The sequence below is a fragment of the Pseudomonas sp. FW507-12TSA genome (assembly GCF_058781435.1).
On the sequence record NZ_JBYSWT010000010.1, the window covers coordinates 69,171 to 89,314 of the forward strand.

General features: G+C 64.6%; 21 protein-coding genes and 1 tRNA gene. 15 read left to right on the forward strand and 7 right to left on the reverse strand.

The features are described 5' to 3' along the window. Positions 1 to 101 precede the first annotated feature (101 nt). Positions 102 to 563, reverse strand: coding sequence for a hypothetical protein (locus AC3WK8_RS11770; RefSeq protein ID WP_022643471.1), 462 nt, complete (start codon positions 561 to 563; stop codon positions 102 to 104). A gap of 5 nt (positions 564 to 568) precedes the next feature. Further along, positions 569 to 1,795 carry a PAAR domain-containing protein gene (locus tag AC3WK8_RS11775; protein ID WP_085598071.1) on the reverse strand — a complete coding sequence of 409 codons (1,227 nt, stop codon included), beginning with the start codon at positions 1,793 to 1,795 and terminating at the stop codon, positions 569 to 571. Positions 1,796 to 2,237: 442 nt separating this feature from the next. Here AC3WK8_RS11775 and AC3WK8_RS11780 point away from each other — a divergent pair, with 442 nt between their 5' ends. The 5 genes from AC3WK8_RS11780 to AC3WK8_RS11800 all read left to right on the forward strand — a co-directional run bounded on the left by AC3WK8_RS11780 (position 2,238) and on the right by AC3WK8_RS11800 (position 6,208). Then, positions 2,238 to 2,798 carry a YbhB/YbcL family Raf kinase inhibitor-like protein gene (locus AC3WK8_RS11780; RefSeq protein ID WP_053132885.1) on the forward strand — a complete coding sequence of 187 codons (561 nt, stop codon included), beginning with the start codon at positions 2,238 to 2,240 and terminating at the stop codon, positions 2,796 to 2,798. 89 nt (positions 2,799 to 2,887) lie between these two features. Continuing rightward, on the forward strand, positions 2,888 to 4,636 hold the full coding sequence (locus AC3WK8_RS11785; protein ID WP_103324796.1) for a vWA domain-containing protein: 1,749 nt from the start codon (positions 2,888 to 2,890) through the stop codon (positions 4,634 to 4,636). A gap of 37 nt (positions 4,637 to 4,673) precedes the next feature. Next, entirely contained in the window at positions 4,674 to 5,255 is a 582-nt protein-coding gene (locus AC3WK8_RS11790; RefSeq protein WP_103324795.1) for an RNA polymerase sigma factor, read from the forward strand. Further along, positions 5,252 to 5,953, forward strand: coding sequence for a hypothetical protein (locus tag AC3WK8_RS11795; protein ID WP_085598074.1), 702 nt, complete (start codon positions 5,252 to 5,254; stop codon positions 5,951 to 5,953). Before AC3WK8_RS11790 ends, AC3WK8_RS11795 begins: the two co-directional genes overlap by 4 nt. Positions 5,954 to 6,025: 72 nt before the next feature. Then, entirely contained in the window at positions 6,026 to 6,208 is a 183-nt protein-coding gene (locus AC3WK8_RS11800; protein ID WP_103324794.1) for a hypothetical protein, read from the forward strand. Positions 6,209 to 6,226: 18 nt separating this feature from the next. Here AC3WK8_RS11800 and AC3WK8_RS11805 read toward each other — a convergent pair whose 3' ends face one another. The 3 genes from AC3WK8_RS11805 to AC3WK8_RS11815 form a co-directional block, all read right to left on the reverse strand. Then, positions 6,227 to 6,691, reverse strand: coding sequence for a hypothetical protein (locus AC3WK8_RS11805; RefSeq protein ID WP_103324793.1), 465 nt, complete (start codon positions 6,689 to 6,691; stop codon positions 6,227 to 6,229). Then, a complete protein-coding gene (locus AC3WK8_RS11810; protein WP_085598077.1) occupies positions 6,675 to 7,526 on the reverse strand; it encodes a hypothetical protein in 852 nt (283 codons plus the stop codon). Before AC3WK8_RS11810 ends, AC3WK8_RS11805 begins: the two co-directional genes overlap by 17 nt. A gap of 144 nt (positions 7,527 to 7,670) precedes the next feature. Beyond that, positions 7,671 to 7,747: transfer RNA gene (locus tag AC3WK8_RS11815), tRNA-Arg, on the reverse strand. A 187-nt stretch (positions 7,748 to 7,934) separates the two neighbouring features. Between AC3WK8_RS11815 and AC3WK8_RS11820 the strand changes: the two genes are divergently transcribed. The 9 genes from AC3WK8_RS11820 (at position 7,935) to AC3WK8_RS11860 (ending at position 15,526) form a co-directional block, all read left to right on the forward strand. Continuing rightward, a complete protein-coding gene (locus tag AC3WK8_RS11820) occupies positions 7,935 to 8,477 on the forward strand; it encodes an RNA polymerase sigma factor (RefSeq protein WP_256578696.1) in 543 nt (180 codons plus the stop codon). A 118-nt stretch (positions 8,478 to 8,595) separates the two neighbouring features. Continuing rightward, positions 8,596 to 8,823 (forward strand): RebB family R body protein, encoded by a 228-nt coding sequence (locus AC3WK8_RS11825; RefSeq protein WP_031321382.1) that lies wholly within the window; start codon positions 8,596 to 8,598, stop codon positions 8,821 to 8,823. A gap of 24 nt (positions 8,824 to 8,847) precedes the next feature. Beyond that, complete coding sequence (locus AC3WK8_RS11830; protein WP_085598078.1) at positions 8,848 to 9,480, forward strand: hypothetical protein; 633 nt, start codon at positions 8,848 to 8,850, stop codon at positions 9,478 to 9,480. A gap of 139 nt (positions 9,481 to 9,619) precedes the next feature. Continuing rightward, a complete protein-coding gene (locus AC3WK8_RS11835; protein ID WP_085598079.1) occupies positions 9,620 to 10,117 on the forward strand; it encodes a hypothetical protein in 498 nt (165 codons plus the stop codon). A 100-nt stretch (positions 10,118 to 10,217) separates the two neighbouring features. After that, on the forward strand, positions 10,218 to 10,532 hold the full coding sequence (locus AC3WK8_RS11840; protein WP_022643485.1) for a RebB family R body protein: 315 nt from the start codon (positions 10,218 to 10,220) through the stop codon (positions 10,530 to 10,532). A 55-nt stretch (positions 10,533 to 10,587) separates the two neighbouring features. After that, positions 10,588 to 10,902: a RebB family R body protein gene (locus AC3WK8_RS11845; protein WP_085598080.1), complete on the forward strand. Its 315-nt coding sequence runs from the start codon at positions 10,588 to 10,590 to the stop codon at positions 10,900 to 10,902. A 372-nt stretch (positions 10,903 to 11,274) separates the two neighbouring features. Continuing rightward, positions 11,275 to 12,717, forward strand: coding sequence for an NADP-dependent succinate-semialdehyde dehydrogenase (gene gabD, locus AC3WK8_RS11850; protein WP_085598081.1), 1,443 nt, complete (start codon positions 11,275 to 11,277; stop codon positions 12,715 to 12,717). 176 nt (positions 12,718 to 12,893) lie between these two features. Then, positions 12,894 to 14,174 (forward strand): 4-aminobutyrate--2-oxoglutarate transaminase, encoded by a 1,281-nt coding sequence (gene gabT, locus AC3WK8_RS11855; protein WP_085598082.1) that lies wholly within the window; start codon positions 12,894 to 12,896, stop codon positions 14,172 to 14,174. A 137-nt stretch (positions 14,175 to 14,311) separates the two neighbouring features. Next, positions 14,312 to 15,526: a response regulator gene (locus tag AC3WK8_RS11860; RefSeq protein WP_085598083.1), complete on the forward strand. Its 1,215-nt coding sequence runs from the start codon at positions 14,312 to 14,314 to the stop codon at positions 15,524 to 15,526. A 20-nt stretch (positions 15,527 to 15,546) separates the two neighbouring features. On the opposite strand, the gene AC3WK8_RS11865 is transcribed toward AC3WK8_RS11860, so the two are convergent. Beyond that, positions 15,547 to 16,539, reverse strand: a complete 993-nt coding sequence (locus tag AC3WK8_RS11865) for a GGDEF domain-containing protein (RefSeq protein WP_053132811.1) — start codon at positions 16,537 to 16,539, stop codon at positions 15,547 to 15,549. Between the two features lie 208 nt (positions 16,540 to 16,747). Next, a complete protein-coding gene (desA, locus tag AC3WK8_RS11870; protein WP_085598084.1) occupies positions 16,748 to 17,932 on the reverse strand; it encodes a delta-9 fatty acid desaturase DesA in 1,185 nt (394 codons plus the stop codon). 145 nt (positions 17,933 to 18,077) lie between these two features. On the opposite strand from desA, the gene dibA reads away from it, so the two are divergent. After that, the gene (dibA, locus tag AC3WK8_RS11875; protein ID WP_022643502.1) at positions 18,078 to 19,997 is read left to right on the forward strand and encodes a phosphodiesterase DibA; all 1,920 of its coding nucleotides are present in this window, start codon (positions 18,078 to 18,080) and stop codon (positions 19,995 to 19,997) included. The last annotated feature ends 147 nt before the right edge of the window (positions 19,998 to 20,144 follow it).

Consider the following 20,144-nt stretch of genomic DNA (forward strand, 5'->3'; position numbering starts at 1 on the left):
TGAAAACGGACGGCTGAGTGGCCGCCCGTGATGCGCCTGGTGCGCTGCGCCATGCACTGTTGCGCGGCATTTATGTGCTGGTGCAGCAGGCGCAAGGGTATTCAGCGGGAATGCTGTACCGAAAGAATGTCGCCGGTCGCCGCGTCGATATCCACCCTGAACATCGCCTGGTCGCGTTGCCGGCTGAACATGCAGGTGAAGACGCTGGGCGAATCCTGCGGGAACTGTTCGAACCAGCTGTAGACCCCGGTTTCGAGTTGGCCATCGATCAGCAACTGGTCGGTAATCCGGATCTGTTGCTGGCGGTCGCCGGAGACCACGTAGAGGGTCGCGGCTATGCCCGTGTCGTCATCGTTCCACAGGATGGCGAGGTGTTGCCGATCCGGTACCACGATCGCCAGCAGGCCGCGGCTGTTGACCACGCTAAGGAGCTGTTCCTGCCAGCGCCAGCGTGCCTCGACGACCAGGCAAGGAGACCACCCGAGGGCGATCATCCGGTCCACCGTCATGTTTTCGTCGATGACCTTGCCGTCTTCCCGGATGCGTTCGAAATCACTGATCACAATTTTCACTCCACAGGCAGCACTTCAGGCGTGCCGACTATTTTCAGAAACCTCTCGTCGAGGAACTCCACTTGCTTCACCCCGCCCTTGTAGTTCTCCAGCGGACCGGTGATGCCACTGTGAATCTTTTGCGGGGCGGTGGTTTCGACGGTGATCACATGGGACACATCTGTCTTGAACCGATCGAGGATCACCAGTTTATCCCGGGCATAGGCCTGGTTGGGAATCGCATCGGGGGTGGCGAAGCCGCCGAAGGCCTTTTTGCCCTGCATGATGGCTTCGGCCTGGCCCTTGGCGACCACCATCTGGTATTGCGTTCCCGGTGGCACTATCTCGGTCTTGACCTGGGTTCCTTCCAGCCACGCTGGCAAGTCGCCCTTTTCGATCATCACCTTGTTGACCTCCGCGGCCGTGCGCACTTCCAGTACCTGCGACTGGTTGGCCAGGCGCGCGGCGTTGCGTTCCGCGCTCATCTTGGCCATTTTCGGCCCGGCGCCGAGCAGTGCCAGGCCGGCGATGCCCTGCAGCAGGTCACGGTAGCCCGGGCCGAGCCGGTCACCGATCTGTCCGAGCAATTCCATGCCGCCATAGATTGCAGCCCCCACCGCCACGGTGGTCAACAGGGCTGCCACGCCGGCCATGGCCGCCAGCACCAGGGCTCCTGCGGCAGCGACCAGGCCCAATGCCTCCAGGCCGGTATGCAGCCAACCCTCGATATCCAGCACGAACTCCACCCGCAGCGTCGGGCCGCCGATGAATGTGTTCTGGCTACCGGACTTGATGTGCGCCCCGCAGGTCATCTTGCTGGTCAGGCGCGCCGCCGGCTTGCCGTTGATGTACACGGTGGCGCTGCCTTCGGCGATGGTGACCGGGAACGGCCAGGGCGGATGCCCCAGGGGAAAGCCGCTACAGGAGCTCGATACATCCTCACCGGCCCGCATGGCGTTGCGCAGGTTGACGAAGACGTTGGGGCTGCCTCTTATGAGCTCGCCGGTGGTTGGCTCGGGCAAATCGAAGATGGTCGACAGGCCTTTCACCAGCTGGAACATCGACAGGCCGCCAGCGGCGACCGAGCCCGCCAGGATCACCACCGCCAGGCCGCCCGTTGCGGCAGTTGCCGCGACGATGGCTGCACCGATGAGAGCCCCGGCGACCGCGCCGGCGATCATCGCCGCAACTCCGAATCCATGGGCGATTTCATCGCCAAACCGCGCTGCGGCCTGTACATCCATGCTGAGACTCCGCCCTGGGTGCGCCGAGCACCTTTTTGAGCTACTGATTGTCGTGAGCGGCGGATTATCGAAGAGCGGCCCGGGGGGCAGCAAGTCCTGGAAGTTACCCGGCATTCGCCAATGCCGCACACCGTCACACAGGCCAGGGCTCGCCGGGTGGGCAAGGCGTGCCAGCGAGCCAATGTCACAAGCCGCAGCAGGGGATGGCGGAAGATTCACGCCAATGATGAAACCCTGTTCGAAGAGCCCTCAGCGCCTGATTGCTGGCTTGAACTCAGTGTTCTGAGTGGTCGTGGCTGGAAAATTCCACTTTTTTTAATTTACAACCACCCCTGCGCTCAAGCTCAATCTCCCACCGCGCCTTGCGTGAAGGGGCGCATTCATTCAAGCCGGCTATAGTCTGGTGCTCACCCCGTTTCCATCCGCAAAAAGGTGCTTTCGTATGTCTCGCTTTGCCTCCCGCAATACTTGGCTGGCCGCTGGTGCCGTGCTGTTGTGCCTGCAACTTCCCGTGCAGGCCCAGGAGCGTTTCACCCTGAATGTGCCCGGGGTGTCGGATGACCGGCTGTTCACCACCGGCAATGCCAGTGATGCCAAGGGCTGTGGCGGGCATAACAACTCCCCGGCGCTGAGCTGGACCGCAGGCCCCGCCGGGACCTTGAGCTACGCCATCGTCATGCATGACCCGGATGGCGCCAAGGGCCAGGGTGTCGATCACTGGGTGCACTACGGCCTCAAGGCCAGCACCCGGCAGCTCCCGGCCGGCGCCGGCACCAAGCCGAACCTGGAAGGCCTGGCGGGTATCAACAGCCGCAACAGCACCACCTACATGGGGCCGTGCCCGCCGGTGGGCGACAGCGCCCATCACTACATCATCCAGATCTTCGCCCTGGACATTTCGCCCGAGGCCTTGCCTGCCGGGCTGACCCGTGCCCAGCTGCTGGAGAAGATCAACGGCCATGTACTGCGCAATAGCAGCGTGGTGCGCCGCTACTCGCGCTGACGAATTTTTTTCCGGGGGCTTAACCCGAATCGCCAAGGCGCTTCGTCTGAAGGGGGGAATGGATCATTTCTTCCCCGAGGTCAGCCCCCATGTTCCTTCCTCTGCATTTCCTTCGCCCGGCCACCCAGGGTTTCGCCATCGCTGGCCTGCTGCTGGCGATTGCCGGTTGCGGCGTGTCGTCCAAGCCTGATGCCGCTGCGGAGGCTGCGGCCCAGGGCACCCTGCAGGCGGCGCCTGAGGCCCAGTACGAGATGCCGCGTGCCGATAGGTCGCTGGCCAAGCGCGGCTTGCGCCCGGTATCGATGATCGCGCCCATGCCGGCGCCGGCGGAGTACCGCGAGTCATTCCAGGCCTACCGGGACGAGCCGCGCGAGCAGTACCAGGCCCTGCCGGACAACCCGATCCACAGCGTGGCCGAGGCCCCGGTATCGACCTTCAGCGTCGACGTGGACACCGGCGCCTATGCCAATGTCCGCCGCTTGCTCAACCAGGGCAGCCTGCCGCCCGAAGGCGCGGTGCGCCTGGAGGAAATGGTCAACTACTTCCCCTACGACTACGCCTTGCCCAGCGATGGCTCGCCCTTCGGCGTGACCACCGAGCTGGCGCCCACGCCGTGGAACCCCCATACCCGTTTGCTGCGCATCGGCATCAAGGCTTCGGATCGCGCAGTGGCGCAGTTGGCCCCGGCCAACCTGGTGTTCCTGGTGGATGTCTCCGGCTCCATGGACCGTCGCGAAGGCCTGCCCCTGGTCAAGAGCACCCTCAAGCTGCTGGTGGACCAACTGCGCGACCAGGATCGGGTATCGCTGGTGGTCTATGCCGGTGAATCGCGGGTGGTACTCGAGCCCACCTCAGGTCGCGACAAGGCCAAGATCCGCAACGCCATCGACCAGCTCACCGCCGGAGGTTCCACCGCTGGTGCCTCGGGTATCGAGATGGCCTACCAGATGGCCCAGCAGGGCTTCATCGACAAGGGCATCAACCGCATCCTGCTGGCCACCGACGGCGACTTCAACGTCGGGGTCAGCGACTTCGACAGCCTCAAGGCCATGGCGGTCGAGAAGCGCAAGAGCGGCGTGTCCCTCACCACCCTGGGTTTTGGCGTGGATAACTACAACGAGCACCTGATGGAGCAGCTGGCCGACGCCGGCGATGGCAACTACGCCTATATCGACAATCTGCGAGAGGCGCGCAAGGTGCTGGTGGACCAGCTCAGCTCGACCCTGGCGGTAGTGGCCAAGGACGTGAAGCTGCAAGTGGAATTCAACCCGGCCCAGGTCAGCGAATATCGCCTGCTGGGCTATGAGAACCGGGCGCTCAAGCGCGAAGACTTCAGCAACGACAAGGTCGATGCCGGGGAAATCGGCTCGGGGCATACCGTCACGGCGTTGTATGAAGTTGTCCCGGTGGGCGAGAAGGGCTGGCTGGAGCCGCTGCGTTACGGCCAGGCCAAGACTTCCGCCGCCAGTGGCAAGGCCGATGAGCTGGCCATGCTGCGGGTGCGCTACAAGGCGCCGGAAGGGGGTAGCAGCCGGTTGATCGAGCGGCCGATCAGCACCCAGCAGCCGACGGAGTTGGCCAAGGCCAGCCCCGACCTGCGGTTTGCCGCCGCCGTGGCGGCGTTCTCCCAGCAGCTCAAGGACGGTCGCTATACCGCGGATTTCAGCCTGGCCGACACCGCCAAATTGGCCCGGGGCGCCAAGGGCGATGACCCCTACGGGTTGCGTGGTGAGTTCGTACAGCTGGTGGAGCTGGCGCAAAGCCTGCAAACTCAAGCCCCCAAAGATCGGGCGGCCGATGCGCTGGGCCAGCATGCCGTGCAAAGCCGCCTTGAGTAGAGCCATGACGAGCAGTGAACAGGAGTTCCAGCGCCCTATGTCTGCTCCCCACCCGTCCCCCGACGCCAGCAGCGACGAAGCGCTGCTGGCGCGTTATCGCTCTGGCGAAGGTGCGGCCTTCGAACTGCTGTACCAGCGCCATCGCCAGGGCCTGTACCGCTTCCTGCTCGGTTTGTCCGGCAAGGCGGAGCTGGCCGAAGAGGTCTACCAGGAAACCTGGCTCAGCCTGATCCGCAGCACCAGCGGGCCATCGGGCCGAGCCAGCTTCCGCACCTGGCTGTACCAGATTGCCCGCAATCGGTTGATCGACCACTGGCGCAAGCACGGTGTGCGCAATCCACTGCACGACAGCTATGACGAACAACTGCATGCCGAGGCTGACGAAACCCCAGGGCCCGAGCAGCAATTGAGCTTGTGCCGCGACCGGCAGCGCATCGATGCTGCCCTGCAGGATTTGCCCGAAGACCAGCGCGAGGTATTCCTGCTGCGGGCCCACGGCGAGCTGGAATTGCCGCAGATCGCCAGCCTGACCCAGGCACCCTTGGAGACGGTGAAGAGCCGTTTCCGTTATGCGCTGAAAAAACTGCGTCGGCTCCTGGCCGAGGAGGTACTCACATGACTGACGCCCGACAGACTCCATCCGCCGAGGAGCAGATGCTGGCCCATGTGCGCGAGCACAGCGCCATGGAACCGCCGGCCCATCTCGACGCCCTGATCCTGGCTGCTGCCCGCCGCGAGGCTCCCGCTCCCCGTCCCGGGTGGTGGCAGCGCTGGCTGCAGGCCTGCCAGCGCCCGCGTTACCAGGTGGCCTTTGCCAGCTTGTTCGGCGTGGCCTTGATCATCGGTATGGTGCAGCGCACTCCGGAGCAGTACCCGACCCAGGTCTTCGCCCCGGCGCGAGCCCCAGCCCCGATGCCTGCGGCAGCCAAGGCCAGGCCCCGGACCATGGAACAGGCCGAGATGGCCCCGGTACCAGCCCCGGAACCGGCACCGGCCGAGGCATCCGGTGCCCTGAGCGCTCCCGCCCCGGCGGCGCCCACCAGCAGCTTCGCCATGGCACCGCACATGGACCGGCTCGAGGAACGGCTCGCGCAATCGGACGTCCCCACCGAGGCCCAGGCATCGCACCTGGCCAAGCGCATGGCCGCGACGCTCGGCCCGAGCCCCATCGAGCGGCTGGACCCGGTCCTGAAGGAGGTGTTGCGCCTGTGGGACGGCGGCCATAACCGAGAGGCGGCCGAGCTGTTGCTCAAGCTCTATGCCGCCTACCCGGACGAGGACCTGGACGGCCGCTTGCACGCCTTGCGTCGGCGGTGAGGCACAAGGATTGGCCCTCAAGGCGGAAAACGCGCACTATCGTGGCCGTTTCCAGAACTTGAGAGGCCGTCCATGGCACCTCGCATCGACCGCATTGCGGCAATGTTGAACTGCCCGATCAAGGGCGCGCAGATCCGTCAGGCCATCAAGGAGAGTCGCAAGGACTTCGACCTTGAACAGGCCGAAGAGGGCGATGCCGAAGCGCTGGCGCCGCAGGCCGAGGCAGACCTGCCGAAGGCCGACGAGGCTGAATGAGCCCGGCGGCCTGAATCTTCAAGCGTAAGGCGTGGCGGGCAGGTCGAGGAACTCGGCGCAGGCGCCATCCGCGCTCATGCGCCGGGCCCGCTCCGGCAGCAGCCGATGGTGGTTTTCCACTTGCCAGCGATACCAGCTCAGGCGTTGGACGATCCGCCGCTTGCAGGCCGGCGGCAGCTGCCCCAGCAGGTCGGCGCTGCCAGGCGCCAGGCGGGCTCGGGTCGAGTAGTAGCTGAACAGGTTTTCCCGCAGGCCGAAGCAGTCTTCCAGGGTTTGCTCGATGCTGTAGGCATACAGCTCGAAGCTGGCACTGAACTGCTGCGCGCCGTCGGCGTTGTCGCGCAGGTAGCTGAAGATTCCCGGCCAGTTGATGCAGTACAGGTGCTCGTCCCAATCGCCGTCCCGGGTCAGGTACTGGCCCTGGCCACGAAAGAACAGCAGTACTTCCTCACGCTCCAGCGCCTCTTCAAAGTTGCTTTTCATCTTGTGTTCCCTTGACCTGGGCAATGCTCACAGATAGCGCCACGCATTCGATCACGCTGTCGAAGCCGATCTCCAGGCGCACGTAGCAACCGGGGTTCAAGCGCGTGAGCTGGGCACGCATGGGCCCATCGAAGCGTGTGCCGCTCATGGCCAGTTCGCTGATGCCCTGGATCTCCAGCACCAAGCTGCAATGGCTCGGCCCTGGCGGGCTGTTCCAGCTGGCGGGCAGGAGCAGGCGGGGCAACTCCCCGGACAGGGCCAGGCGCAGTCGTTCGCCATGGAACTGTGGGCCGGGCGTCTGCAGCTCGTAGGGCGTGGCGGCGAGGCCGAACAACGCTTTCCAGGCCTCGGGGTTATCGACACTGAACAGCCAGTCGCGGCTGCCGCGATCCCGTTCGGCAATCTCCTGGCATTGCTTGAGCGAGGGCAGGTCCGCACGGACCAGGTCGTCGTGCCACAGCTCGCGGGCAGCACGCAGCAGGCGTTGGAAAAAGTCGCGGCTATCGATCACTCGCTCCGGCCAGCCGCTGGGCCACTGCGAGTCCTCGTAGTCGTCCTCGGGCGGCTCCCAGACCTGCCCGAAGTCGTAGTGCGCATCCGCCACGGCCGCTTGCAGCGCCAGGACCCGCTGCTGCCGATGGCGGAAGCTCTCGCGCACATCGTCCCGCGCCAGGCAATAGCGACGAATCAGCTGTTCACGGTCGTCTGGGTCATTGGGGTCATAGCGGCTCAACTCGGCATCCAGCGCCTCGGGCATGCGGTAGCCGGTGAAACAGGCGATCCAGCGCTGCAAGGTCGGTTGGTACGGTTGGTCGAGCAAGGGGTGGCGCAGCATCGGGACCTCCTGTCCTGGGGGCGAGGAATGTAGCAAGTTGCCCTCCGCCTGGGCAGGCCTGGGTGGCCAGGCCGTTGTCGTCCGGTCTTGGCCGGGCCAACAAAAAAGCCCCGGGCCATGGGCCTGGGGCTTTCTCGTTGAAGCTGGCGCACTCGGCGGGATTCGAACCCACGACCCCTGCCTTCGGAGGGCAGTACTCTATCCAGCTGAGCTACGAGTGCAGTGCGGGCGACATCATACCTATGTCCACCCGGGGCGTCCACGCTGGTTTTCATGCGCGTGTGGTTGCCGGTCGCGATCCCCGGAAACCCCGGGGCTAGCGGTAGTTTTTCCCGCTGAACCGATCCTCTGCCCCGGCGCACCCTGCAGCCATGTCCGTGCGATCACGGGGCACAGGGAGGTGCGGGGATGAACTGTTCCATGCAAGGGGAGCTGTCGGCGGCGTTGGCGGACCATCTGTTCGAGTCCAGTTGGCGGGCGGTGCTGCCCGGTTTGCAGCGCCGTGCCCGGCAGTTGGCACGAGGCAATGCCGATGGTGCCCAGGAGTGGCTGGCAGCCACGGCGATCAAGGCCTTGCTGTTCTTTCGCCGGTCGCCGGAGCGGATCCGCGACCCCCAGGGTTTCCTGTTCCTGGTCCTGGAACATGTGTTTCTCGACAGCTGCCGGCGGCGGACTCGGGAACAGCGGTTGTTCGTCGACCTGGGCGATGTCGAGCAAGACCCCTTGCAGCAACTGGAAGCCCCGCAGATCTCGGTGCTCGAGCATGTGGAACTGCAAGAAACCCTGGCCCAGCTCAGCCGACGTGTGGCGCAGTTGCCCCTCAAGAAGCGCAGGCTGTTTGAACTAAAGTTCATCGAGGATCTGCCCTACCCGCACATCGCCGCCGAGCTGGGTATCAACCAGCCCCTGGTCCGCAAGCATGTGCAATTGCTGCGCGAGCAGCTGCGCTGAAGCTCGACGAGGATTCACAACTGGCGCGCCGGAGCGTTTTCTTTCAGTGAGCCTGTTTTCGACGCTGTAGCCGGCGCCGCCGCCCCTGCGGTGGGCCATTCCATCTAAGGAGAGATGTATGCCAGATCCAATGGTCAACTCGCAGATCACCGATGCCGTCACCCAGACCAACGTCAAGGTGGTGGCCGAGGCGCCCGCCCAGTCCATTGCCTCGCTGTACCAGGTGGCCAGCCATTCCGCGGGCTTGTCGTTGCAGAACGCGGTCAACAGCCAGCAGGCGCTGAACCAGATCTCCAATGCGGTGGTGTCCAAGGCCGTGGCCCTGATCATGGCGATCGGCGAGTAGGGCTGATGGCCCGGGAGAAGCGTCATGGCTTGGTTCAAGAAGAAAACCCCTCGCACGGTTGAAGTCGGTGCAAAACCCGAGCCCGTGATAACGCTGGAGCCGGGCCCGGAAAAGGCGCCCGACCCGGTGCCTACGCCTGAACCGGCACCGCAAGTGCCGCCGTCCACGGGCGGCGACAAAGTCTCGATCATGGGGATGTTGAACGATCAGTTGCTCAAGAAGGCCAACAACCCGGACACCGGCGACACCTCGGCCTTGAACAGCCAGATCGTGCAGGCGGTGCAGTTCACCAATGCGCAGGCCTTCAGCTATGCCCCGGCGCAGATCGCCGTGCCTCCGGACATGATGATCAGCCAGGCGGCCGGCCTGGTGGCGCAGTCGGCCGCCGGTTATTTCGATGGGGTCAGCAAGCTGGCCCTGGCGGCCCAGGCGGTGCTGATCAAGCAGATGACCGAAAACATCGTCAAGGAAAACGTCACGGGGGCCGCCGAGGATGCATTGGGCGTGCTGGCCACCGACTTGATGGTGGGGGCTGCGGCGGCAGTGGCTGCTGCGGCCGGGGCCATGGAAGCCGATGCCGCGGCCGGGGCCATCGACAAGATCGACGCCAGCATCGCCAAGTACGCCGACACCCTGGCCAACCGTTCGGCATCCTGAACACCGCTCCCCGGGCGTGCAAGGCGTCCGGGGAGGTTGTACTCGGGGCCCGCGTGGGCTCTTTTTTCATCCCGGGCGCTGAAGCCCGATCAAGCCGACTACCAAGGCTTCAGCGCCATTCATCGACAAGGAGCATGAGATGGCGATTGAAGACCTAAATGCGTTGGAAACGATCCAGCGTTTTGCCGAAGCCTACCTGAATCGCCCGCTGACCCAGGTCGAAAGCCAGGTGCTCGATGCGTTCATCCGCGACAAGCCTCTGGACTTTTCCCAGAACGCCCAGCAGAGCGTCGAGCAGGCCCGCAAGCAGGCCATGGAGCTGATCCGCTCCGACAGCCAGCGCACCCGCAGCATTCTCGAGCAGGTGACCAGCCCCAGGGCCAACGACAGGGCCGACCCCCAGGCCCGGGAGTTGGTGCTCTCGCAGTTGCTCGCGGCCATCGCGGCCCAGGGCCAGGCGGCGCCACCTGCGCCTGCAGGCCCAGCGGACGATCCGGCGCTCAAGGCGATGCTCAGCGCCATGGTGCAGGCTGAGGTCAAGAGCGTGATCGAGAAGCAGATGGCCGAGCTCTCGCGGCAGGTCGAGCAAGCGCTCAAGCAGCTCAATGCCTCCGGCGGCAAGCCAGGGGGGCGTTGACGGCGGATCACCGATACCCGGCCCCGTTCACAGTCCCCTGGGTGCCACGTTCACTCAATGACACGGAATGCTCCGTGTGCCAAACAAAGGAAGTTGAGCCATGCCACTCGTAAATGAACAAATCACCGATGCCGTCACCCAGACCAACGTCAAAGTCGTCGCCGAAGCGCCGGCCATGGCGATGGGCACCATCTACCAATCCATGGCCCAGGCCACCGCGATCCTGTTCCAGAACTCGGTCTCGGCGCAGCAGCAGCAAAACACCCTGGCGCAGGCCGCGACCAACCAGGGCGTGATGCAGATCTACAGCGTCGACACCACCGCCGGTGCCGCGGCTACCGAGAAGGTCGCCCAGGGTGGGGTTGCCGACAATCTCACCAGCCTGCTGACGGTGCTCAAGTCCTTCCAGTCTTGAGGGCCTGACGGCTTAGCCCCGAATTGATTCTTCTTGCTGAAAAAATGGAGTTTTTATGAGCACAGTTAGTCCGCAAATCACCGATGCCGTGACCCAGAGCAACGTCAAGGTCGTCGCCGAGGCCCCGGCTGTTTCCATGGGTACTGTCTACCAGTCCATGGGCCAGTCCGTGGCCATCCTGTTCCAGAACTCGGTCTCGGCACAGCAGCAGCAAAACACCCTGGCGCAGGCCGCGACCAACCAGGGCGTGATGCAGATCTACACCGTCGATACCACCGCCGGTGCGGCAACCGCCGAGAAAGTCGCCCAGGGCGGTGTGGTCGACAACCTCGCCAGCCTGTTGACCGTGCTCAAGTCGCTCAACAGCTGATCGTCCCCCTGGCAACATGCCAGCGCCCCCGCTGTCTTCCGGCAGCGGGGGCGTTGTCTTTAGGGCGTGACGTTGATCCGAAAGTTTTCGCCTTGGGGACGTTTACGTTCTTTTTTTCGAACGGCCTATTGTCCTTTTACCCCCTTTGCTCCTAGGATTCGTTTGAGATTTCAAACGCTCTTGCCTGGGTGACCAAGCGCACGTCTATCCTTGTGTGCGACATTTTTCATGCTTCGACCCAGTGAACGATTTTCCTGACGGCAGCTTTGCCTCGGATCGTTGAATGCGCTGCCGCGCTCAATGGCCGACAAGGCGCCTTTTTTACAATCACAATTTGCCCCGCGTATGCGCGGTGCTGTTAAGGAAGCCGACATGCAGCTCAAAGACGCCCAGTTGTTCCGCCAACAAGCCTATATCGATGGTGCTTGGGTGGATGCGGACAGCGGCCAGACGATCAAGGTCAACAACCCAGCCACCGGTGAAATCCTCGGCACCGTGCCGAAGATGGGCGCCGTCGAAACCCGCCGCGCCATCGAGGCCGCCGACAAGGCCCTGCCGGCCTGGCGTGCCCTGACCGCCAAGGAGCGCGCCACCAAGCTGCGCCGCTGGTATGAGCTGCTGATCGAGAACCAGGACGACCTCGGTCGCCTGATGACCCTGGAACAAGGCAAGCCACTGGCCGAGGCCAAGGGCGAGATCGTCTACGCGGCGTCCTTCATCGAATGGTTCGCCGAAGAAGCCAAGCGCATCTACGGCGATGTGATCCCCGGCCACCAGCCCGACAAGCGCCTGATCGTGATCAAGCAGCCGATCGGCGTGACCGCGGCCATTACCCCGTGGAACTTCCCGGCGGCGATGATCACCCGCAAAGCCGGCCCGGCCCTGGCCGCCGGTTGCACCATGGTGATCAAGCCTGCGTCGCAAACTCCGTTCTCGGCCCTGGCCCTGGTCGAGCTGGCCCACCGTGCCGGCATCCCGAAAGGCGTGCTGAGCGTGGTCACCGGCAGTGCCGGCGACATCGGCGGCGAGCTGACCAGCAACCCGATCGTGCGCAAGCTGTCGTTCACCGGCTCCACCGAGATCGGTCGCCAACTGATGGCCGAATGCGCCAACGACATCAAGAAGGTGTCCCTGGAACTGGGCGGCAACGCGCCGTTCATCGTGTTCGACGACGCCGACCTGGATAAGGCGGTCGAGGGCGCGATCATTTCCAAGTACCGCAACAACGGCCAGACCTGCGTCTGCGCCAACCGCCTGTACATCCAGGATTCGGTCTACGACGCCTTCGCCGAGAAGCTCAAGGCCGCCGTGGCCAAGCTGAAGATCGGCAACGGCCTGGAAGAGGGCACCACCACCGGCCCGCTGATCGATGAAAAAGCCGTGGCCAAGGTCCAGGAACACATCAAGGATGCCCTGGACAAGGGCGCCACCCTGCTGGCCGGCGGCAAGCCCATGGAAGGCAACTTCTTCGAGCCGACCATCCTGGTCAACGTGCCCAAGGGCGCGGCCGTGGCCAAGGAAGAAACCTTCGGCCCGCTGGCGCCGCTGTTCCGCTTCAAGGACGAGGCCGAAGTCATCGCCATGTCCAACGACACCGAATTCGGCCTGGCCTCCTACTTCTATGCCCGCGACCTGGGTCGCGTGTTCCGTGTGGCCGAGGCCCTGGAATACGGCATGGTCGGGGTCAACACCGGCCTGATCTCCAACGAAGTGGCGCCGTTCGGCGGCATCAAGGCTTCGGGCCTGGGTCGCGAAGGTTCCAAGTACGGGATCGAGGATTATCTGGAAATCAAATACCTCTGCCTGGGTATCTGATCCGGTTTCAAGCGCGCAGGACACGAGAGCGCTGTTCCCGCGCGCAGTTTTAAAACCGCACTATTCAAGGTGGCCCGGGACCACGGCGGCAGTCGATCATCGCATGCTGCCGCCGTCGCCTCCCCGCCCCGCAACCCTTGAACCGCACCGCGGCCGCCGCGGTGAATGAGGACACTATGAGCAAGACCAACGCATCCCTGATGAAACGCCGTGAAGCCGCCGTACCGCGTGGCGTGGGCCAGATCCACCCGATCTTCGCCGACAGCGCGAAGAACGCCAGCGTCACTGACGTCGAAGGCCGCGAGTTCATCGATTTCGCCGGCGGTATCGCCGTGCTCAATACCGGTCACGTACACCCGAAAGTCATCGCCGCGGTGACCGAGCAACTGAACAAGCTGACCCACACCTGCTTCCAGGTCCTGGCCTACGAGCCCTACGTTGAGCTGTGCGAGAAAATCAACGCCAAGGTGCCAGGCGATTTCGCCAAGAAAACCCTGCTGGTGACCACCGGCTCCGAAGCCGTCGAGAACGCCGTGAAGATCGCCCGCGCCAGCACTGGCCGCGCCGGCGTGATTGCCTTCACCGGCGCCTACCACGGCCGCACCATGATGACCCTGGGCCTGACCGGCAAGGTCGTGCCGTACTCGGCCGGCATGGGCCTGATGCCAGGCGGCATCTTCCGTGCGCTGTACCCCAACGAACTGCACGGCGTGAGCATCGACGATTCCATCGCCAGCATCGAGCGCATCTTCAAGAACGACGCCGAGCCTCGTGACATTGCCGCGATCATCATCGAGCCAGTGCAGGGCGAAGGCGGCTTCTACGTCGCGCCGAAGGAATTCATGAAGCGCCTGCGCGCCCTGTGCGACCAGCACGGCATCCTGTTGATCGCCGACGAAGTGCAGACCGGCGCTGGCCGTACCGGCACCTTCTTCGCCATGGAGCAGATGGGCGTCGCCGCTGACCTGACCACCTTCGCCAAGTCCATCGCCGGTGGTTTCCCGCTGGCTGGCGTATGCGGCAAGGCCGAGTACATGGACGCCATCGCCCCAGGTGGCCTGGGCGGCACCTACGCCGGTAGCCCGATTGCCTGCGCCGCGGCCCTGGCCGTGATGGAAGTGTTCGAACAAGAGCACCTGCTGGATCGCTGCAAGGCTGTGGGCGAGCGCCTGGTGACCGGCCTCAAGGCTATCCAGGCCAAGCACCCGGCAGTGATCGGTGAAGTCCGTGCCCTGGGCGCGATGATCGCGGTCGAGCTGTTCGAGAACGGCGACAGCCACAAGCCGAACGCCGCCGCCGTGGCGCAGGTTGTGGCCAAGGCCCGTGACAAGGGCCTGATCCTGCTGTCCTGCGGCACCTACGGTAACGTCCTGCGGGTGCTGGTGCCGCTGACCGCGCCGGACGCGCAACTGGACAAGGGCCTGGCCATCATCGAAGAGTGCTTCGCTGAGCTTTGATGCCCGCCTGGGCTGATCGATAAAAAACCCGCTTCGGCGGGTTTTTTTCATTCCACGGTGGTCTATAGGCGGATTTGCGCTGTATGGAAGCCTGCGCATTGACTAAGGTGCAAGGGATTGCCTAGGGAGCGTGCCGCATGACCGCTGTTGATCTACCCGCTGTACCTCGCGTGCTGATCGCCGAGGCCGATCCCTGGTCCCGCGACCTGCTCGAGCAAGTGCTGCTTAACGTGCGTTGCGATGCTCGCCTGGATCTGTGCGCCGACGGCCAGGAAGCCATGGACCTGCTCAACGCCAAGCCCTACGACCTGGTCATCGCCGACTGGGAGCTGCCAGGCATCGACGGCCTCTCGCTGCTGCGTGCGATGCGCCAGCGCAAGCGCAATCCGCCGCAGCCGTTCATCCTGCTCAGCGTGCGCAGCGACAGCGCCAGCGTGCGCGAGGCCCTGCCCCTGGCCCCTACCGCGTACCTGACCAAGCCCCTGAACATGGAAGGCCTGACCCAGCGCCTGCAAGGCTTGCTGCTGGACGCTGGCCAGGAGGTCTCCTGCGAGATCCCGAGCCTGACGCCCGGCACGACCTTGTACAGCTTTCTCGAACACCGCCGCGAACTGGCCGACGGTGCGCCCCTGCTGACCGACGTGCAACTGGCGGTCAAGCGCAGCCTGCACCCCGAGGGGCTGGACCTGCGGCTGCTGGAGGACGAAATCCGCACCGACCCGCAAGTCACCGCCGTGCTGATCGCCGCTGCCAATAGTGCTGCCCAGCACCATGGCGACGGCGTGCAGACCCTGTCCCAGGCCCTGCACCGGCTCGGTACCGGGCAGAGCATGAACCTGATCCTCGGCCTGACCCTCAAGCGCAGCGCCCGCCTCAGCGACCCGGTCCTGGCCGACTATGCCGAGCGCTATTGGGGGCTATCGCTGCACGCCGCCGAGTACGGCCGGACCCTGGCCCGCCTGCTGGACCTGGACCAGGAGCGTTGCTACTGCGCCGGCTTGCTGCACCGCCTGGGCGACCTGGCGCTGCTGCGTTGCCTGCAAGAGTGGAAGCAGGCCGGCGGCGAGCTGGACGACCAGGAAGAGATCGGCGATGCCCTGGAGCGCTATGGCGCGGCCTACGGCTCGGCCCTGCGTACCCGCTGGCGCATGCCCCTGGAGCTGCGCGAGCTGATCGCCGCGGTCTACCAGCTCGGGGGTGGGGTCTACTCCCGCGAAGCCCTGGCGATGAACCTGGCGGGCCAGCTGGCGCACCTGACGCCCACCGAGGGCGTCGAGGAAGTGGCCCAGGGCAAGACCGCGCGGTTGCTGAAAATCGGCCTGCCGGAGCTGAGTCGCCTGCGCAAGGGTTGAGTGACCGCTGCGTTCGCATATCACCCGGTGACGATGCGGTTCTTGCCCTGGCGCTTGGCCTCGTACATCGCTGCGTCGGCCCGGGCGAACAGGCTATCCAGGCTCTCGTCTTCTGCCAGCAGGCTGGTCAGGCCCTGGCTGACCGTGATGCTGAAGACCTGGCCCTGGTGGCTGAAGTGCTGGCGCTGGATTTCTCGTTGCAGGCGTTCGGCCACCTGGCGCGCCATGTCGGCGGCGCAGCCGGGGAACAGCGCGGCGAACTCCTCGCCGCCGATACGCCCGAACAGGTCGCCCCGGCGCAGGGCGGCGCGTCCGCTCTCGGCGATGCGTTGCAGGACGATATCGCCCTCGGGGTGGCCATAGGTGTCGTTGATCACCTTGAAATCATCGATGTCCAGCAACAGGAAGGACAGGGGCGAGCCTTGCAGGCGGGCCTGTTCGAATTCGCGATTGGCACACTCGAAGAAGTGCCGGCGGTTGCTGCTCTGGGTCAGCGCGTCGGTGGTGGCCAGGCGCTGCAGCTCGTTCTCCAATTGCTTCTTTTCGCTGATGTCCTCGGCGATCCCCACCACGATCAGGCGCTGCCCGGGTTCGGCATTGCGGTTGATGAAGCATTTGTCGCTGAGCCAGCGCACCTGGCCCGTGGCGTCGATGATGCGGTACTCGCGGTCTTCCACCGCGCCTTTCTCCAGGACCTGGGCCAGGCTGCGCTCGGCGTATTCCAGGTCGTCGGGGTAGATGCTGTCGCGCCACTGGTTGTAGTCCGCCAGCAGCAGGCCGGCGGGGCGGCCGAAAATGCGTTCATAGGCCGGGCTGACGTACAGCACCTGGCGGCTTTCCCAGTCGAAGGCCCAAAGCACGGCGTTGACGCTGACCAGCAGCGAGTTGAACAGCTGCTCGCGTTCGGTCAGGCGAGCGACTTCGCCCTGGGCATGCATCAGGGCCATGAGGGTTTGCGCGGCCTCGGGCCACAGGGGAAGCGAAGATGGAATATCTGGATTCTTGTTGACCATCGGCACAATTCTCGAAGGGCGTGCCGCGTGGTGTTCGACAGCGGCTACAACCAAGCCCGCCTGGATGGCGAAGTGTTGCTTGAGATAGAGGATGGAACGCTAAGTTCCCGTGTGCCCCGGCGACGCGCCGGACGGTCGGCAGGCGCGGGTTGCGGGTGAGGCCGGAGGGAGTGTGCTCCCTCGCCACGTGCGTGGCGAGGGATGCGGGTCAGGCGGCGCTGGGGCGCAGGGAGTAGGTCTTGAGCTGGTTGGCGAAGTCCCGCAGGGACTGGATGCCGCTGGCCTCGGCCTCGTGGACCCAGTCCTTGATGGCGGCCAGCATGTCGTGGCCGTTGGAGCTGGTCTTGACCCAGATCTGTTGCAGCGCCAGGCGCTTCTCGTAGATCACCTTCAACGCCTGGCTGTGTTCCAGCATGTTCTGGATACGCAGGTGGTGGCGGTCTTCCAGCAGGCTGGTTTCCCGGGACAGCAAGCGCTTGGCGCGGTGGAACTGATGGCGCACCGAGTGATCGACCTTGGCCAGTTCCTGCTTGACCAGCGGGCCGATCACCAGCTTGCGGTACTGGGCCATGATCTGGAAGCGGTTGTTGAGGATCGCCATGGCGGTGTCCATGTCCAGGTGGCCCTTGCCTTCGACCCGATGGGCGATGGGCGCCACTCGCTGGACCTTGGCCAGGCCCAGCAGGCTGAACAGCTTGATCCAGCCCCAGCCCATGTCGAATTCCCACCTCTTCACCGACAGCTTGGCCGAGTTGGGGTAGGTATGGTGGTTGTTATGCAGCTCTTCGCCGCCGACGATGATGCCCCAGGGCACCAGGTTGGTGGCCGCGTCGCGGCATTCGAAGTTGCGGTAGCCCACGGCATGGCCCAGGCCGTTGATCACGCCGGCGGCCCAGAACGGGATCCACATCATCTGCACCGCCCAGATGGTGATGCCGATGGTGCCGAACAGCAGCAGGTCGATCACCGCCATCAGCGCCACGCCGCCGAGTTTGTAGCGGCTGTAGAGGTTGCGCTCGATCCAGTCTTCCGGGCAGTTCTTGCCGTAGATGCGCAGGGTCTCGGGGTTGCGCGCTTCCTCGCGGTACAGCTCGGCGCCCTTGCGCATGACCGTGGACAAACCCTTGATCACCGGGCTGTGCGGGTCGTCGACGGTCTCGCATTTGGCGTGGTGCTTGCGATGGATCGCGGTCCACTCGCGGGTGTTCTGCGCCGTGGTCAGCCACAGCCAGAAACGGAAGAAATGCTTGAGCCCGGCATTGAGCTCCAGGGAGCGATGCGCGGAGTAACGGTGCAGATAGACCGTGACCGCAACGATGGTCACGTGGGTCATCAACAGGGTGACTGCCACCAGTTGCCAGGCGGACAAGCCAAGTAAACCTTCATACCACATAGGCGATAAGGCCCTCGATAGAGAAAAAACAGCCCAGGCATTATCACTAAGCCCGGTGAGAAAACCAGTCGCCCTTTCAGATAAGAGTGGCGGGATGTTTCTTCCTCTATAATCCCAAACTTTTCGTGTGGAAATAGACGGGCTTATGTCGGTTTCTTATCGCAATGGCTTGCGTGCTGCGCTGCTCTACCTGCTGCTGTCCATGGCCTGGCTGCAGCTCAGTGGCTATTTATTGAGCAGTTTCTTCGATGGATCGATCGACCAGGTCCTGTGGCAGCAAGCCAGCTGCTATGCCTGGGCCCTGGTCAGCGCGGTGCTGATCTTCTTTGCCCGTGCCCGCTTGCTGCGGGTGCTGGGCGCCGATCGCTGGTTGCGCCACCAGCAGAAGGACCGCGAGCGCCTGCGCCAGGCCGCGGCGGTGTTCGACTGTACCCGCGAGGGGGTACTGGTGAGCGACACCCAGGGGCAGATCGTCCACGTCAACCGCGCCTTCATGGAGATCACCGGCTACCAGCGCGAGGAGGTGCTGGGGCGCCAGCCGAGCATGTTCAAGTCCGGCCATCATTCGGTGGACTTCTACAAGGCGATGTTCGGCGCGTTGCGCCAGACCGGCGAGTGGAGCGGCGAAATCTGGAACCGGCGCAAGAGCGGGGAAATCTATCCACAGTGGCAGACCATCCGTGCGATCCGCGACGAGCAGGGCGAGCTCACCCACTATGTGGCGGTATTCTCCGACATCAGCGCGATCAAGGATTCCGAGCACGAGCTGGCGCACCTGGCCCACCACGATCCGCTGACCGACCTGCCCAACCGCCTGCTGCTCACCGACCGTGCCGAGCAGGCCCTGGCTTCGGCGCAGATCCACAAGCGCGGCTGCGCCATGCTGATGATCGACCTGGACCACTTCAAGATGGTCAACGACAGCCTCGGGCATAACGTCGGCGACCAGTTGCTCAAGGCTTTTGCCCAACGCCTGCGGGAGATGTTCGGCCCGGGCGTGACCCTGGCGCGCCTGGGCGGCGACGAGTTCGCCGTGCTGGCCGAAAGTTGCCCGCAGCTGGTGCAGGCGGCCGCCCTGGCCCAGCGCATCCTCGATGGTCTCAAGGAGCCGTTCCAGCTGGACGGTCACCAGGTGCTGATCAACGCCAGCATCGGCATCAGCCTGTTTCCCAGCGATGCCCGCAGCGCCAGCCAGTTGCTGCGCAACGCCGATGCCGCGCTGTTCAAGGCCAAGAGCGCCGGGCGCAATGGTTATGCGTTGTACACCGAGGAGCTCACCGCCCATGCCCAGCAGCGGGTGGAGACCGCCTTCGAGTTGCGCCGCGCCCTGGACCGCCAGGAGCTGCGGGTCTACTACCAACCCGTGCACGACCTGGCCAGCAGTCGCCTGGTGGGCGTCGAGGCCCTGGTGCGCTGGCAGCACCCGCACCGGGGCCTGGTGCCGCCGGCGGAGTTCATCCCCATCGCCGAACGCACCGGGATGATTGCCGAGATCGATGCCTGGGTCATGGGCGAGGCATGCCGGCAGATGTGCCAGTGGCAGGCCGAGGGCGTGGTGCTGTCGTTCATCGCGGTGAATGTCTCGACCCGCCTGTTCGCCCGTAGCGAGCTGTACCAGCAGGTGGCCCAGGTACTGCACGACACCGGGCTGGATCCGGCCTACCTGGAGCTGGAGGTCACCGAAAGCGCGCTGATGGATGACCCGGAAGTGGCCCTGGAACAGATGCATCGCCTGCGCGAGCTGGGCATCCGCCTGGCCATCGACGACTTCGGCACCGGCTATTCGTCGCTACTGCGGCTCAAGCGCCTGCCGGTGCAGAAGCTCAAGATCGACCAGGGTTTCGTCGCCGGTTTGCCCTGGGATGAGGACGATGCGGCGATTTCCCGGGTCATCGTGGCGCTGGCCCAGAGCATGGGCATGCAGGTCCATGCCGAAGGCATCGAGCAGATGGAGCAGGCGCGGTTCCTCCTCGACCAGGGCTGCGATCTGGGCCAGGGCTACTGGTTCGGCCGGCCGATGCCGGCCTCCTTGCTGGACTGGGACAACGCCCCGCAGATCCTCTGACCTGCCTGATGCAGGTTGCGGGTGCTGCGCCCCGGTCGCGGCCTCGCTGCGTTCGACAGCGGCTCTAGGCGCTTCGCGTAGCGGCCGCAAGAGGGTGGGCACGGACTCAGGGGGCCCGTAACTGCGCGCCCCGCCGAATAATTTCCA

Bases quoted from the DNA above. Each gene is read 5' to 3' on its own strand.
- AC3WK8_RS11785 (WP_103324796.1), top strand. From the start codon at position 2,888: ATGTTCCTTCCTCTGCATTTCCTTCGCCCGGCCACCCAGGGTTTCGCC.
- AC3WK8_RS11820 (WP_256578696.1), top strand. From the start codon at position 7,935: ATGAACTGTTCCATGCAAGGGGAGCTGTCGGCGGCGTTGGCGGACCAT.
- gabT (WP_085598082.1), top strand. From the start codon at position 12,894: ATGAGCAAGACCAACGCATCCCTGATGAAACGCCGTGAAGCCGCCGTA.
- AC3WK8_RS11840 (WP_022643485.1), top strand. From the start codon at position 10,218: ATGCCACTCGTAAATGAACAAATCACCGATGCCGTCACCCAGACCAAC.
- gabD (WP_085598081.1), top strand. From the start codon at position 11,275: ATGCAGCTCAAAGACGCCCAGTTGTTCCGCCAACAAGCCTATATCGAT.
- AC3WK8_RS11790 (WP_103324795.1), top strand. From the start codon at position 4,674: ATGTCTGCTCCCCACCCGTCCCCCGACGCCAGCAGCGACGAAGCGCTG.
- AC3WK8_RS11860 (WP_085598083.1), top strand. From the start codon at position 14,312: ATGACCGCTGTTGATCTACCCGCTGTACCTCGCGTGCTGATCGCCGAG.
- AC3WK8_RS11810 (WP_085598077.1), bottom strand. From the start codon at position 7,526: ATGCTGCGCCACCCCTTGCTCGACCAACCGTACCAACCGACCTTGCAG.
- AC3WK8_RS11865 (WP_053132811.1), bottom strand. From the start codon at position 16,539: ATGGTCAACAAGAATCCAGATATTCCATCTTCGCTTCCCCTGTGGCCC.
- AC3WK8_RS11805 (WP_103324793.1), bottom strand. From the start codon at position 6,691: ATGAAAAGCAACTTTGAAGAGGCGCTGGAGCGTGAGGAAGTACTGCTG.
- AC3WK8_RS11800 (WP_103324794.1), top strand. From the start codon at position 6,026: ATGGCACCTCGCATCGACCGCATTGCGGCAATGTTGAACTGCCCGATC.
- dibA (WP_022643502.1), top strand. From the start codon at position 18,078: ATGTCGGTTTCTTATCGCAATGGCTTGCGTGCTGCGCTGCTCTACCTG.
- AC3WK8_RS11835 (WP_085598079.1), top strand. From the start codon at position 9,620: ATGGCGATTGAAGACCTAAATGCGTTGGAAACGATCCAGCGTTTTGCC.
- AC3WK8_RS11775 (WP_085598071.1), bottom strand. From the start codon at position 1,795: ATGGATGTACAGGCCGCAGCGCGGTTTGGCGATGAAATCGCCCATGGA.
- AC3WK8_RS11830 (WP_085598078.1), top strand. From the start codon at position 8,848: ATGGCTTGGTTCAAGAAGAAAACCCCTCGCACGGTTGAAGTCGGTGCA.
- AC3WK8_RS11845 (WP_085598080.1), top strand. From the start codon at position 10,588: ATGAGCACAGTTAGTCCGCAAATCACCGATGCCGTGACCCAGAGCAAC.
- desA (WP_085598084.1), bottom strand. From the start codon at position 17,932: ATGTGGTATGAAGGTTTACTTGGCTTGTCCGCCTGGCAACTGGTGGCA.
- AC3WK8_RS11780 (WP_053132885.1), top strand. From the start codon at position 2,238: ATGTCTCGCTTTGCCTCCCGCAATACTTGGCTGGCCGCTGGTGCCGTG.
- AC3WK8_RS11825 (WP_031321382.1), top strand. From the start codon at position 8,596: ATGCCAGATCCAATGGTCAACTCGCAGATCACCGATGCCGTCACCCAG.
- AC3WK8_RS11795 (WP_085598074.1), top strand. From the start codon at position 5,252: ATGACTGACGCCCGACAGACTCCATCCGCCGAGGAGCAGATGCTGGCC.